General features: G+C 61.1%; 10 protein-coding genes and 1 pseudogene. 6 read left to right on the top strand and 5 right to left on the bottom strand.

Features of this window, described 5'->3' with window-relative positions; genetic code table 11:
• Positions 1 to 16: 16 nt before the first annotated feature.
• Positions 17 to 682, bottom strand: coding sequence for a peptide deformylase (locus tag CVS29_RS13100; protein WP_110106776.1), 666 nt, complete (start codon positions 680 to 682; stop codon positions 17 to 19).
• A gap of 91 nt (positions 683 to 773) precedes the next feature.
• Between CVS29_RS13100 and acnA the strand changes: the two genes are divergently transcribed.
• The 6 genes and pseudogenes from acnA to CVS29_RS19265 all read left to right on the top strand — a co-directional run bounded on the left by acnA (position 774) and on the right by CVS29_RS19265 (position 8,019).
• On the top strand, positions 774 to 3,572 hold the full coding sequence (acnA, locus tag CVS29_RS13105; RefSeq protein ID WP_110106777.1) for an aconitate hydratase: 2,799 nt from the start codon (positions 774 to 776) through the stop codon (positions 3,570 to 3,572).
• 221 nt (positions 3,573 to 3,793) lie between these two features.
• Positions 3,794 to 4,339 carry a GNAT family N-acetyltransferase gene (locus CVS29_RS13110; RefSeq protein ID WP_110106778.1) on the top strand — a complete coding sequence of 182 codons (546 nt, stop codon included), beginning with the start codon at positions 3,794 to 3,796 and terminating at the stop codon, positions 4,337 to 4,339.
• Positions 4,340 to 4,764: 425 nt separating this feature from the next.
• Positions 4,765 to 5,184 carry a GrpB family protein gene (locus tag CVS29_RS13120; RefSeq protein ID WP_245932238.1) on the top strand — a complete coding sequence of 140 codons (420 nt, stop codon included), beginning with the start codon at positions 4,765 to 4,767 and terminating at the stop codon, positions 5,182 to 5,184.
• 95 nt (positions 5,185 to 5,279) lie between these two features.
• Positions 5,280 to 7,664, top strand: coding sequence for an ATP-binding cassette domain-containing protein (locus CVS29_RS13125; protein WP_110106879.1), 2,385 nt, complete (start codon positions 5,280 to 5,282; stop codon positions 7,662 to 7,664).
• A gap of 27 nt (positions 7,665 to 7,691) precedes the next feature.
• Positions 7,692 to 7,856 (top strand): annotated as a pseudogene (locus CVS29_RS19260) (type II toxin-antitoxin system Phd/YefM family antitoxin); the annotation flags it as partial.
• A gap of 43 nt (positions 7,857 to 7,899) precedes the next feature.
• Positions 7,900 to 8,019: a type II toxin-antitoxin system YoeB family toxin gene (locus tag CVS29_RS19265; RefSeq protein ID WP_373366681.1), complete on the top strand. Its 120-nt coding sequence runs from the start codon at positions 7,900 to 7,902 to the stop codon at positions 8,017 to 8,019.
• Between the two features lie 277 nt (positions 8,020 to 8,296).
• Here the strand turns inward: CVS29_RS19265 and CVS29_RS13140 are convergent, their stop codons facing one another.
• From CVS29_RS13140 to CVS29_RS13155, 4 genes are all read right to left on the bottom strand, one after another.
• Complete coding sequence (locus CVS29_RS13140) at positions 8,297 to 9,304, bottom strand: MDR family NADP-dependent oxidoreductase (protein ID WP_110106782.1); 1,008 nt, start codon at positions 9,302 to 9,304, stop codon at positions 8,297 to 8,299.
• A gap of 149 nt (positions 9,305 to 9,453) precedes the next feature.
• A complete protein-coding gene (locus CVS29_RS13145) occupies positions 9,454 to 9,810 on the bottom strand; it encodes a hypothetical protein (RefSeq protein ID WP_170120977.1) in 357 nt (118 codons plus the stop codon).
• Between the two features lie 62 nt (positions 9,811 to 9,872).
• The gene (locus tag CVS29_RS13150; protein ID WP_110106784.1) at positions 9,873 to 12,839 is read right to left on the bottom strand and encodes a Tn3 family transposase; all 2,967 of its coding nucleotides are present in this window, start codon (positions 12,837 to 12,839) and stop codon (positions 9,873 to 9,875) included.
• A 79-nt stretch (positions 12,840 to 12,918) separates the two neighbouring features.
• On the bottom strand, positions 12,919 to 13,491 hold the full coding sequence (locus CVS29_RS13155) for a recombinase family protein (RefSeq protein ID WP_110106785.1): 573 nt from the start codon (positions 13,489 to 13,491) through the stop codon (positions 12,919 to 12,921).
• Positions 13,492 to 14,012: the final 521 nt, after the last annotated feature.

The following is a 14,012-nucleotide window of genomic DNA, read 5'->3' on the forward strand; positions in this document are numbered from 1 at the left end:
TCTTAGGGGTGCCACCCTAGAACCCCAGCCCCTCCCTGGCGGCAAGAATGTCCGGATTGGCCCAGTGCTGACTGTATTGGGCGTTGCTGGCGAGCGAGCGGGTGTGTGCCTTGTCTATATAGAGGGTGCCGAAGAGGTGATCACTCTCATGTTGGACTATGCGCGCCTGCCACCCCGAAAACTGGCGGGTCTGCGCAGTGCCGTGCACGTCGTCGTACTTCAGTTCAACAGCGCTGGGGCGCTCAACCACCGCCTGCCACCCCGTCATGGACAGGCAGCCCTCGTAGTGGGCCGCCAACTCCGTGCCAAGTGGCGTGTAGCGAGGGTTGATGAGAGTGAATGGTTCTAGAGGTTCGCGCTGCCGGGCGGTGGCATTCTCCGCACTGACTTCGAACATATCTTCGATTACGGCTAGTTGCAGCGGTATGCCGAGCTGGGGTGCGGCCAATCCAACCCCTGGAGCTGCATGCATGGTAGCTCGCATGATCTCGATGAGCCGGGCAAGATCCGTGTCACTGACTTGACCCGTGAAGGGAAGGGCGCGGGCACGCAGGGTGGGGTGGCCTGCCTGCACAATCTCGGGCAGCCCAGCGGATTCCAGCACGGCGGCAATAGATTCGCGCAGGTACTCCTCGGTCAAAACATGCCTCATGTTGCTGCCCTCCAGTGGATTATTCACCATCTCATTGTGTCAAGCCTTTGCCCACCCCCTTGCCATTGCGTGGGTGAGGGCTATGGTGGCTTAAAGGGCTCGCAGAGATCAGAGGATTGTCATGTCTTCCAACAGTTTCGATGCACGTAGTGAACTCACCGTTGACGGTGAGAGCTACCAGATCTACCGCTTGGACAAGGTTCCCGGCTCGGCCAGGTTGCCGTACAGCTTGAAGGTCCTGCTGGAGAACCTGCTCCGCAACGAGGACGGGCTCCTGGTCACGGCCGAGCAGGTCCGTGCCGTGGGGGAGTGGGATCCGGGGGCCGAGGCGAGCAAGGAGATCCAGTACACGCCGGCCCGGGTACTCATGCAGGACTTCACCGGCGTCCCTTGCGTGGTGGATCTGGTGGCCATGCGTGACGCCATGGCGGAGCTGGGCGGGGACCCGGCCAAGATCAACCCGCTGATCCCCGGCGAGCTGGTCATTGACCACTCCGTCATTGCTGATGTCTTCAACCGCCCCGACGCTGTCTCGAAGAACTCCCAATTTGAATTCCAGCGCAACCAGGAGCGCTACCAGCTGCTGCGGTGGGCCCAACAGTCATTCGCCGACTTCCTGGTGGTGCCGCCAGATACGGGGATCTGCCACCAAGTGAACCTGGAATACCTCTCCCGCGTGGTGTTCACCCGCGAGCGCGACGGCGTGAAGCAGGCTTACCCGGACACTCTGGTAGGCACGGACTCACACACACCCATGGTGAACGGCTTGGGCGTGCTGGGCTGGGGAGTGGGTGGCATTGAGGCGGAGGCCGCCATGCTGGGCCAACCCATGAGCATGCTGGTCCCGCAGGTGGTGGGTTTCAAACTCACCGGTGAGCTGCCCGAGGGCACCACCGCCACGGACCTGGTGCTCACCGTGGCCGAGCTGTTGCGCAAGACCCGTGTGGTAGGCAAGTTCGTAGAGTTCTTCGGTCCCGGCGTGGCCAATGTGCCGCTGGCCAACCGTGCCACCCTGGGCAACATGAGCCCCGAGTACGGCTCCACCTGCGCCATCTTCCCGATCGACGCCGAGACCCTTGACTACATGCGCCTCACCGGCCGCAGCGAACACCAGATCCAGCTGGTGGAGGCTTACGCCAAGGAACAGGGCATGTGGCACCATCCAGAACACACCCCGGATTACAGCCAGGTGGTGGAACTTGACCTCTCAACCGTGGAGAGTTCCATTGCCGGTCCCAAGCGCCCACAGGACAGGATCCCGCTGCGCAGCGCCGCACGTGCCGTGCGCGGACTGCTTGCGGGGGAGTCACAGGAAGTGGCAGTCATGGCAGGCGGACTCGACGACGCCGGAGATGAATCCTTCCCCGCCAGCGACCCCGTGGCCATCAGCGCTCGCATCCAGCGCGATGAACCGCCCCACCAGTACTTGGACGACGCCGGGGAAGGGCTCGAATGGCCCAGCGACCCCGTTGAGATTGTGCTCGACGGGGTGAAGCACAACCTGGACCACGGCGATATCGTCATTGCCGCCATCACCTCCTGCACCAACACCTCCAACCCCTCCGTCATGATCGGCGCCGGGCTGCTCGCCAAAAAGGCCGTGGAACTTGGCCTGGACCGCAAGCCGTGGGTGAAGACCACACTGGCCCCCGGATCCCGCGTCGTCACCGACTACCTTGACCGGGCAGGGCTCAGCCCGTACCTGGACAAGATTGGGTTCAGCCTGGTCGGATACGGCTGCACCACCTGCATCGGCAACTCCGGACCACTCATCCCCGAAGTCAGCGCTGGCGTGAACAGCAAGGATCTGAACGTTTCCGCCGTGCTCTCCGGAAACCGTAACTTTGAAGGCCGCATCCACCCCGAAGTGAAGATGAACTTCCTCGCCTCACCTCCGTTGGTCATCGCGTACGCGCTCGCAGGCTCCATGCATGTGGACCTGTTGAAGGAGCCACTGGGAACTTCCTCCTCGGGGGAACCGGTGTTCTTGAAGGACATCTGGCCAACGACGGCGGAGATCAAGTCCGTGGTAAACGCCAGCCTTGAGGCGCAAATGTTCACGGACGGCTACGCGGATGTGTACCACGGAGATGAAAACTGGCGCGGTATGGAGGTGCCGGAGGGCGACATGTTCGCCTGGTCTGACGAGTCCACGTATGTGCGCAAGCCACCGTACTTTGATGGCATGGGACGGGAGTCGGAACCTGTTCAGGACATCGTGGGCGCGCGGGTGTTGGCTCTACTGGGGGATTCGGTCACCACGGACCACATCTCCCCGGCTGGGAACATTAAGAAGTCCTCTCCTGCCGGTCAGTACTTGCAGGCGAACGGTGTTGCCCAGGCCGACTTCAACTCCTATGGCTCACGCCGTGGCAATCACAACGTCATGATCCGTGGCACCTTTGCGAACATTCGCCTACGCAACCAGCTGGTGCCTGGCGTCGAAGGTGGATTCACCAAGCGCTCACCTAACGGGGACACGGAGACCATTTTCGAGGCATCCAACACCTTCCAGGCTGAGGGGACGCCGTTGGTGGTGATTGCGGGGACTGACTATGGATCCGGCTCCTCGCGTGACTGGGCTGCCAAGGGCACCATGCTGCTGGGGGTCAAGGCCGTCATTGCCGTGTCCTTTGAGCGTATCCACCGCTCCAACTTGATTGGCATGGGCGTGCTGCCTCTGGAGTTTAAGGAAGGCGAGACGGCAGAGTCCCTGGGCCTGACAGGCTTTGAAACGTACTCGATCACGGGCTTGGCTGGTGCCAACCCGTTGCCGCGCGAGGTCACGGTGCGCATCGAGTCAGAGGGGGAAACCCGCGAAGTCGCCACCAGGTTGCGCATCGACACACCTGCCGAGGAAGCGTACTACGTCCACGGCGGTATTTTGCAGTACGTATTGCGTCAGTTACTGGAGGCGTAACCGCCACGTCCCGCAGTGGCGTTCTGTCTGCGCCGGCCCGTCTGCTACGAAGGCGCCACTTATTCACTGGCGCATGATGGGGCTCTTGCCGTGCGCATAATATAAGTGGCTTGCCTGCGCCTCTGCCACTGCCTCTGCCGCTGAGGCTTTTGTTACGTAAGCGCCTACCCATGAATCCGCAGCACACCAGCAGTTTTCGATCAGCCGTGCATAATGTGTTAATGACAAAAGCTATTAGTACCGAACGCCTTATCCTGCGTCCTTGGGAAGAAACCGATGTTGACTTTGTCTTTGACTTGTACTCCCGGTGGGTAGTTCAGCGGTTCATTGGAACTGAGCCGACGGTCATGGACAGCCGTACCCAGGCAGTGGCGAAGCTCAAAAGTTTTCAGGCCCTGGACCATCCAGTGCACGGCATCTGGGCCGTGACTCGCAAGGATGACGGCGTGCAGGTTGGCACGTTATTGCTCAAGCCCATCCCGAAGTCCGGCGAGGAGCCCACGGAACCGTCCGGGGACGTGGAGATCGGCTGGCACTTCCACCCCGACCACTGGGGCAATGGCTTCGCCTCGGAAGCGGCAGAGGCTGTCCTTGAGCATGGTTTTGCCTCCGGTCTGGAGCGAGTAGTGGCCGTGACGAACTCCGCGAACACGGCTTCCCAAAGTGTCTGCCGGCGCATTGGCATGGAGCACAAGGGCACTACGAAGAAGTACTACAACGACACCTGTGAGCTGTTCGTGGTGGAGAACACGACCGCCGCGTCCTGATCACCCACCCCACCCAGCAACCTGGAAACACGTTCGCCATCGAACGCGATGGCGACACCGTACTGCGCAACGCCGGCCCGTGGACGCCCCCGGTGCACCGCTATTTGGATTACGTGGCCGCGGCCGGTGGGTGGGCTGGGTGTGGCAGGACACCGTCCTGACCGACGACGCCCACTAGCAGTCACCGGTCAGGATGCCCGCCGAGGTTATCTCCCACAACGACTTCGCCCCGCAAATGGACCACGCACGCAGGCGTGTCGGATTGCTGCTGGACTCCTACGGCTCCAGCGCCACCTAGGATGAGCTCCTGCACGTTGCTATCATCCGCCTGCGGGAGCTGGGCAAACCGGCACTGGCGGACGACGCCGGAGCGTACCTTCGCGACGCAGCCCAGCTGGCGTCGCTGGTGGACGGGGGAGAAAGCCGTGGCTGAGTACCGGCGCCAGCCCGACGTCACCCGGACCGAACATATTGGTGGGGTGGAACAGCGCAAAATCGCCGTAGTTGACTATGATCTGAAGCGGCCTGACCGCTACCGGTTCGAAGAGCAAAAGATCCTCGCAGTGTTGCAAGACGCCAACGTGCGGGTGCGGGGACCGGGTCACCGCATGGTGCGTACGTCCGCTCTGGATGTGCACGTCCACGTCATGGAAGCGGCCGCTCCCGCAGCCGACGCCTACCTGCTGTTGCGGAACAGGCTGCGCAGCGACCCTGCGGACCGCAGGGTGTATGAGGAGACCAAGCGGATCCTGGTCAGTCGTGACAGGCCGGACATGAACGTCTACTCCAACGCGAAAAGCGCAGTGATTGCAGGCATCCTGCACCGGGCAGGACTGGAGAAGTGAGCGCCGGCTCCCCACATGTAAACTAGGGCCGGCAATGGAAGATGCCGGCCGCCGTCGCACATTCCAAGCACCCTGACCCAGTGAATCGAGAATCCATGCACACGTCCTCCACCGCTTCCTCCCATGGCGTGCATCCGGCTGATCGCCACGAGATGATCCGGGTGCGGGGTGCGCGGGTGAACAACCTCAAGAACGTGAGCATCGAGATACCCAAGCGCCGGCTGACGGTGTTCACGGGAGTGTCAGGTTCGGGTAAAAGTTCACTGGTGTTCGGCACCATCGCCGCGGAATCCCAGCGGATGATCAATGAGACCTACAGTGCGTTCGTGCAGGGGTTCATGCCCACGCTGGCGCGCCCCGACGTTGATGTTTTAGAGGGCCTGACCACCGCCATCCTCGTCGATCAAGAGCGGATGGGCGCCAATCCGCGCTCCACCGTGGGCACCGTGACGGATGCGAACGCGATGTTGCGGATCGTTTTCAGCCGCCTAGCCCAGCCGCACATCGGCTCACCGCAGGCCTACTCCTTTAATGTTGCCTCGATTTCCGGCGCGGGCGCCGTCACGATTGAGAGGGCGGGGGAGAAGGTCAAGGAGCGGCGCAGCTTCTCCATTACCGGCGGCATGTGTCCGCGCTGCGAGGGCATGGGCAAGGTCAACGATTTCAACCTAGACGCCATTTTCGACGCCGGCAAGTCACTGTCCGAAGGCGCTCTGCTGGTCCCCGGGTACAGCATGGACGGCTGGTACGGGCGCATCTTCGCCGGCTCCGGCTTCTTTGACATGGACAAGAAGCTGGGAAAGTTCACGAAGAAAGAGCTCCACGATCTCCTGCACAAGGAGGCCACCAAGATCAAGGCCGAGGGCATCAACGTCACCTACGAGGGCCTCATCCCCAAGATGCAAAAGTCCATGCTGTCCAAGGACGTGGACGCCATGCAACCGCATGTTCGCGCCTTTGTGGAACGTGCCGTGGTGTTCACCACCTGCCCAGAATGCGCAGGCACCCGGCTGGCGGAGCACGCCCGTAATTCCACCATCGACGGCGTGAGTATCGCCGATGCCTGTGCCCTGCAGATCAGCGACCTAGCCATTTGGGTGCGTTCGGTCAAGGACCCGTCGGTGGCCCCGCTGCTGAAGGCGCTGGGGGAGACCCTTGATTCCTTCGTGGAGATCGGCCTAGGGTATCTGTCCCTGGACCGACCCGCCGGAACGCTGTCCGGGGGAGAGGCGCAGCGCACCAAGATGATCCGCCACCTGGGCTCCTCCCTGACGGACATCACCTACGTTTTCGACGAGCCGACGATCGGCCTGCACCCGCACGACATCGCCCGCATGAACAAGCTCCTGCTGCAACTGCGCGATAAAGGCAACACGGTGCTGGTCGTGGAGCACAAGCCCGAAGCCATCGCCATTGCCGACCATGTGGTTGACCTGGGACCGCTGGCCGGTTCTTCCGGGGGAGAGGTGGTGTACGAAGGAGACCTTGCAGGTCTGCGCGCCAGTGGCACCATCACCGGGCGGCACTTGGATGACAAGGTGGGGTTGAAAGCATCCTTCCGCAATGCGGGTGGTGTGCTGGAGGTCCGCGGCGCCAGTGAAAACAACTTAAAAGACGTGGACGTAGACATTCCCTTAGGCGTTCTGACGGTGATCACAGGAGTGGCCGGCTCGGGCAAGAGCTCCCTCATTCACGGCTCCGTATCCGGGCGTGAAGGCGTAGTGACGGTGGATCAGGGCGCCATTCGCGGCTCCCGGCGCAGTAATCCCGCCACCTACACGGGACTGCTTGAGCCTATCCGCAAGGCTTTTGCCAAGGTCAATGGCGTCAAACCCGCCCTGTTCAGTGCTAATTCTGAAGGCGCCTGCCCCACCTGCAACGGCGCCGGCGTCATCTATACAGATCTTGGGATGATGGCTGGCGTCTCCACCATGTGCGAGGAGTGTGAAGGCCGCCGCTTCCAGGCTGCCGTGCTGGAATTCCACCTGGGCGGGAAGAACATTAGCGAGGTGCTGTCCATGAGCGTGGACCGGGCCGCGGAATTCTTTGCCGACGGCGATGCCAAGCTGCCTGCGGCCCACAAGATATTGGTGCGCTTGTCCGACGTCGGGCTTGGCTACCTCACGCTGGGACAGCCGCTGACCACGCTGTCCGGAGGTGAGCGCCAGCGCATCAAACTGGCCACGCACCTGGGGGAGAAGGGCGGCATTTACGTCCTAGACGAGCCCACCACAGGCCTGCACTTAGCGGATGTTCAGAAGCTGTTGGGCCTGCTGGACCGTCTGGTGGATTCGGGCAAATCAGTCATTGTCATTGAGCATCACCAGGCCGTTATGGCTCATGCTGACTGGATTATTGACATTGGTCCCGGTGCCGGGCACGACGGCGGATCAATAGTTTTTCAGGGAACGCCTGCTGAGCTTGTGGCTTCGCGGCAGACGCTGACTGGCCAGCATTTGGCAGCGTACGTGGGGGAGTAACCGGGACGGGCTGCTGAAGTCTGGAAGAATCTTTTCCCGCTGATTGAACAGGTCAACAATGACCGTATGGCAGTGCAAATCACTTCGAGAAAGGGTGACGCCGTCCCTTTGTCTCGGGATGAATATGACGCACTTGAGCAGACAGTCCACCTACTCAAGGTGCCCGCGAATGCAAGCCGCCTGAGCGAAAGTCGCCAGCAGTCAAATGCGGGTATTTTAAAAGAGCCTGAGCTCAGTGAATCAGGTTGGTCCTCGCACCGCATGGTCCAGGAGAATCACCAAGGAGCGCCGCCTCGGCTATCTTGTGCAGGATGACGACACGGTTGTCCTGCAGGCATGGTTTCACCACAGGTAGTGCTCGGTTTACCTGGAAAACCCGACATTTCAGCACTCGCAATATTGCGCCGATAATCTACATTATGTCAAGTAACGTCAAATCGCACCTTCCGAACCGGTAACTGGTGGATACAGGGTGGATCGAAAAAATGCACACCTCGTGGGTCGAGACCGGCGCAGGAGCACCCTTTGAACGCTACAGCTTAGCTGCATGGCAAGGTCCAGGGGCGTGCTGGAGTCTGGACGGCAACTATGGGCACTTACGTGATCGTCGCCGTTGGCTCAGTCTTAGACTCTCAGCTATCGCAATCGACAATCATGCGCCCGCTATTGCCGCCAGTAAGCAAAGAAGCGAACGCCTCAGGGATCTTGGCGAATCCAATGACGAGGGTGTGGACGCTGCGAACCTTTTCTGCGCGTAACCAGGTGGCAACCTCGGCTTCGAATTCTGGGCGCAAGTCCTCGTTTGATGTCACGTCAAAGCCGCGCATGGTCAGCTGCTGGTAGACCATGCGCAGGTAATTCGAGGGGCCCTTGACTTCACTCCCCCTCGCGTATTGCGACGCGCCACCGCAGATCACCGCGCGCCCACCGAAGCGCAGGTGCTCCAGCGCGGCTTCCAGCGCTTCCCCACCAACGTTGTCATAAAATAGATCGATCCCAGTTGGTGCCGCAGCACTGAGCAGATCCAGTACCGCGCCGTCACGGTGATTGAAAGCGGCATCGGCGCCCAAGGTGCCCAAGAGCTTAACTTTCTCGGGTGAACCCGCACTGCCAATGACGGTGGCGCCAACGGCTTTGGCGAACTGCATGGCGCAGCTGCCCACTCCGCCGGCCGCCCCGGAGACAAAGACCGAATCCCCCGCTTGTACCTCACCAAAGCGCATCATTCCGGTGTACGCGGTGAAGCCGGTATGTCCAAGTATTGTCAGGTGGGCCTCCAACGGAATGCCGGACCCCAGGGCTGGAATACTGCGCAGCTCATCCTCTGCTGCAATGTCAATACTGCGCCACGGTGATTTTCGCACCGCCAAATCGCCCGGTTTAAACGCCGCGCTGCGGGATTCCAAGACCTCCACCACGCCGTCACTGGCGGGCACGTCTCCGGCTTTGATGCTTGGCCCGTAGGGGGTGTCCGGACCCCCAATCCTGTTAGCGAGCCCGGCATTCAGGCCCAGCCTGCGCAGCCTCACCAGCACTTGCCCTTCATGGGGCTCCGGGACTTGCCTCGTTTCGATCCGAAAATGCCGTGCCTGTACGGTGCCGTCCGGGTAGCTGTCAAGCTGTACTTCTTGTGCATCCATGGCACCAGCCTAATCCCCTCAGTGCCCAACTACAGTGCACCAGTTCGTGGGATGGCTTGTCTGCAGGTGCTACTTTTTTGCCGGATCCAGGGGTATGGCCCGGTTAGCTTTCCTCGGCCCGGGACTGGCGAAACCAAGAAGCGGTGCAGCTAGCGTCGACGTGTGAAGATGCGCCAGAACCGGCTTGTGGGGATGAAGGCCGCCGCGGCAAGAATGAGAGGAACCCATAGTGCAGCTTTTCCGCTCCAGCCAATGCCCACTCCGTTGTCCCCTGAGAAGGCCAGGACTTTGACGAACAAGAAATGAGCCTCAAATTCCCCTCCTGTTTGTCCCACAATGGCCAACATTCCGGCGACGAAGGTGGAAAAGAACAGCCAGTAAGCCAAGAGTATGATCATGGCTGCGGCTACCCCCGTTCCCCACAACGGCCCAGAAGTATGCTCCCCTTCGGCGTAGCTAGCTGCCAACTCCCCCGGCCTGCCCAATCCAGCGAGGACTTCTTGCAAACTGCAGGTATGCGTTTCGGCGTCAATACGGGGTGGCTTGTGAAAAAGTGAAATATCCGACGCTAAGGTTTTGTCGAGCGCCGTAGTGGTCTGTATTTGCCGCGTTTGATCTGGTTGTTGCGGGGCCAGGTGTAGTCGCCGGTGAGGTTGATGTGTTCCCATCCCAGGGGTGAGAGGAACCGCAGCAGGTCGGGGTCCGTGGCGTTGCCCTCCTGGTTCAAGGTGGTGATGGTGCGGTCGAGGTAGACCGTGTTCCAGAGAACGATGGCCGCGGTGAGAAGATTCAGCCCCGAGGCCCGGTAGCGCTGTTGCTCGAAGGATCGATCGCGGATCTCTCCCAGACGATTGAAGAAAACGGCACGGGCCAGGGTGTTCCGTGCTTCTCCCTTGTTCAGCCCGGCTGTGACCTTGCGCCGCAGGTCGGGATCTTGGAGCCAGTCCAGCAGGAAGAGAGTTCGTTCCAGTTTGCCCAGTTCCCTCAGTGCGGTAGCGAGGCCATTTTGGCGTGGGTAGGCGCCGAGTTTGCGCATCATTAGGGAGGCGGTCACGGTGCCGGTTTTGATGGATGTGGCCAGGCGAAGGATTTCGTCCCAGTGTGCGGTGATGGTTTTGGTGTTGATGGTGCCGCCGATCAACGGAGTTAACGTCGACAGTCCCGGATCGTTGGTGGGTGTGTAGAGGCGGGTGTCGCCGATGTTGCGGATCCGGGGTGCGAACCGGTATCCGAGCAGGTGCATGAGGGCGAAGAGATGGTCGGTGAACCCGGCAGTGTCGGTGTAGTGCTCCTGGATCGCCAGATCGGACTCGTGATACAGCAGCCCATCCAAGACGTAGGTCGCGTCGCGGTCCCCGACATTGATCAGTTTGCTGTGGAAGGGCGAATATTTGTCAGAGACATGCGTGTAGATCATCCGTCCGGGCTCGGACCCGTATTTCGGGTTCACATGCCCGGTGGATTCGGCATGGCTACCGGCGCGGAAGCGCTGCCCGTCCGAGGAAGAGGTGGTGCCATCGCCCCAGTGCGCGCCGAATGGGTGTGCGTGCTGGGTATTGACCAGCTCGGCCAGGGCGGCACTGTAGGTTTCATCCCGGATATGGGAAGCCTGCTGGCGGTCGAGCTGGGCGTAGGTGACGCCGGTGCATGACTCTGACATCTTGGTCAGGCCCAGGTTGATTCCGTCGGCCAGGATTGCGGTGAGCAGGAGCTGCTTGTCCTTGGAGGGTTGGCCGGACTTGAGGTTGGTGAAGTGGCGGGTGAAGCCCGTCCAGCCATCGACTTCCATCAAAAGGTCGGTGATTCGTATTCGCGGGAACATGGCGCTGGCCTGATCGATCAGGGGTTGGGCGTGTGGTGGCACGATCGTCTCGAGCGGGGTGATCTTCACGCCGCTGGCCGTGATCAGCACCCCGGGCAGCTCATCACGGGACGCCAGGGCGTTGACTTGGTGCAGCCGTTCACTAAGCAGGGCAAGACGGTTCTTGAGATATTCTTCGCCGCCATTGGCTGTGACCAGGGGAAGGTCCCCGGCGTTCTTCATGGCCGTGTAGTCGGAGCCGGCCAGCAGGTAGTCATCGAAGTCACGGAATTGCCGGGAGCCGGTGACCCACATGTCTCCTGAGCGCAGCGCATTCTTGAGTTCCGCCAGGGCGCAGAACTCGTAGAATCCACGGTCTGTGCCGTTCTCGGTAAACACCAGTGGCTTCCACCTGGCCCGGATGAACGACGTGGGTGCATCCTCCGGGATCTTTCGGGCTCCGGTGGTATTCATTGTGCGGATGACCGTGATTGCGGCCACCAGGTCTTGGGCGGCGGGGGCTGCTTGGAGGTCGAGGACGGCAAGAAATGCCGGGGTGTAGCGGCGCAGCGTGGTGAAGTGGGCGCTGACGAGCGCGAGGTGGTCCTCGAGGGCTGGCCGGGTCAGGTCCTTGGCTTGGGCGATGCTTTCAGCCAAGGACTCCCAACCGATCGCAGTTTCGATCGCGGCGAAGGGATCTTCACCGTTCTCCTTGGCTGCGATCAGGGTATCGCCGAGCTTGGAGTGCAGGCGCATCATGGCTGCGACGGTTGCACGGGAGGCCAAGGTGTTCTGGTTTTGTTTGTTCCGGGCGGTGCGAATGATCCGGCCAATAATTCGGTCATGTAGATCGATGATTTCATCGGTGACGGTTGCCATACTTTCCACGGACATGGCGAACAGAGTCGCGTACCGGCGTCCGGGCTCGAACTTGGCTAGATCTGCCGCGGTCATCGAGGCGCCCTCGCGGGCCAACTTCAGCAACCTGTTCCGGTGCACCAGTTTGCCGGCGTCCCAGGGCAGGTCAAGTGCACGCCAGGTCGTGAGTCGGTCGATGTGCTCGTTCATCGACCGTGCGTTGGGTCGCAGTGGTGCCTGCCGCAGCCAGCCGATTTCGGTCAAGGAACTATCGGTGCGGCGAAGCAACAAACCATCCAGACGCCCTCGGTGCTCCTGGGAGAGTTGGTCGCATAAGATGGCGTAGATTCGCCGGTTCGCCCGGGTCAGGGCCTGCGCGCAGGCCCTTTCAATGACCCCCACCCCGGGCGAGGCAACCTTCCTTGAGCGCAGGAAGTCCCGCGCGCCTTCGACCAAGACGAGGCCCTTGTCTGTTTGTGCGGCCACCTCGTCGACGTGTTCCACGATCTGACGGAAGTCCTTGATACCGAATGCGGACATGCCCAGGTACGCGCGAATCTCCCGTCCATGTTCTTGCCGCGTTTCCCCACGTGTCCCATATTCATCCCAGGCCTCGGCCGGGATGGCCAGGCGGGCCGCGACCCAATCGATCATTTCAGGGGGCACTTCGGTGTCGTCGGCCAACGCGATACCCGGGTGCCGAAGCAGACACAGCTGGATGGCAAAGCCCAACCGGTTGGCATCCGCACGTCGTTGGCGAATCAACGACATGTCTGCTTCGCTGAGTGTGTAGTGGGCAGCGAGGACCCCGGCACCGGTGGGGATTTCAAGGACTTGGCCGCGTTCGGCAGTCGTGAGCAAGGAACGAAGGACCATGTTAGAAATCCTTAGTTAGTTGGAAGGCCACGAAGTACGGTCTTGTCCTCGCGCTGCTGCGGAGAGCCATGCCCGCGAGTCATGGTTTGGCCAGGTGCCGGTAGATGGTGGGACGGCTGACGCTGAATTCCTGGGCGATGTGCTCGACGGTATGGGCACGTTTCCCGTCGGCATCCTTTTCCTCATACATTTCCCTTGCCAGCTTGACCTGGCGGGGACCGAGTTTTGGTTTCTGCCCACCGGTGCGCCCTCGTGCCCGGGCGGCGGCTAGCCCGTCGCGGGTCCGTTCGGACATCAGCGCGTGTTCGAACTCGGCTATTGAGCCGAGGATCTGGAAAAACATACGTCCGGCGGGTGATGACGTGTCGATGCCCTGGTCCAGGACCACCAGGTCCACGCCGCGCTCCTGCAGCGTATTGGACAGGTCTATGAGGTTTTCCAACGACCGCCCAAGACGGTCCAGCTTGGTGACAACAAGCTGGTCGCCGGACCGGTTGGCCGAGAGCAGCGCCTTGTCGAGTTCGGGCCTGCGGGCGAGTTTTCCCGAGGCGGTGTCGAGGAACACCTGCTCGCAGCTCGCCGCGCGCAGGGCGTCGTGTTGGGCCTCGGGGTGCTGATCGCGTGTTGAGACACGCCCATATCCGATTCGCATCACCAAAATGTATCACCAACCCGGTTGAGCGTTACATTGACGCGTACACGGCAAACGTTACAAAATCGGCTGCGGCAATCCGCGGGCCACGAAACCGAAGACAGAATGTCTCGCGAACGTTCGTTACCGGACATCGTGGAGGCTTGGCTTGGCCCGGATACTCGACGAATTCACAAGCCACCCCAACCACAACATGTACGCCCGGCAGTGCGCTTGTGATGGCTACTTTGTCTATCTGGTTCTTCCTGCTCAGTCTGCTGTTTTTCCTGTCACGCGAGACCCGAACTTCCGGGGACGTGGCCATGCACATCCAAGCCGGCTCCCAGCCCTACTCGGAGTCGCTACCAGTAGGCGACCCCAACAAATGCCCCGCCGGGACCAGCCCGGCGGGGCATTTCACTGACCAACCTTCGTCAAAAGCCGTCACGGCACCATCGTGAAACAACGGGACGGTCAACACCTAAGTTGTCCTGTTAGGAGACGAGAACCCCCCGTTTGGACAGTCGAGATCTCGTCAGTTG

It is taken from the genome of Arthrobacter psychrochitiniphilus (assembly GCF_003185915.1).
GTDB classification, from domain to species: Bacteria; Actinomycetota; Actinomycetes; order Actinomycetales; family Micrococcaceae; genus Specibacter; species Specibacter psychrochitiniphilus.

Bases quoted from the DNA above. Each gene is read 5' to 3' on its own strand.
- acnA (WP_110106777.1), top strand. From the start codon at position 774: ATGTCTTCCAACAGTTTCGATGCACGTAGTGAACTCACCGTTGACGGT.
- CVS29_RS13150 (WP_110106784.1), bottom strand. From the start codon at position 12,839: ATGGTCCTTCGTTCCTTGCTCACGACTGCCGAACGCGGCCAAGTCCTT.
- CVS29_RS13100 (WP_110106776.1), bottom strand. From the start codon at position 682: ATGGTGAATAATCCACTGGAGGGCAGCAACATGAGGCATGTTTTGACC.
- CVS29_RS13110 (WP_110106778.1), top strand. From the start codon at position 3,794: ATGACAAAAGCTATTAGTACCGAACGCCTTATCCTGCGTCCTTGGGAA.
- CVS29_RS13140 (WP_110106782.1), bottom strand. From the start codon at position 9,304: ATGGATGCACAAGAAGTACAGCTTGACAGCTACCCGGACGGCACCGTA.
- CVS29_RS13155 (WP_110106785.1), bottom strand. From the start codon at position 13,491: ATGCGAATCGGATATGGGCGTGTCTCAACACGCGATCAGCACCCCGAG.
- CVS29_RS13125 (WP_110106879.1), top strand. From the start codon at position 5,280: ATGCACACGTCCTCCACCGCTTCCTCCCATGGCGTGCATCCGGCTGAT.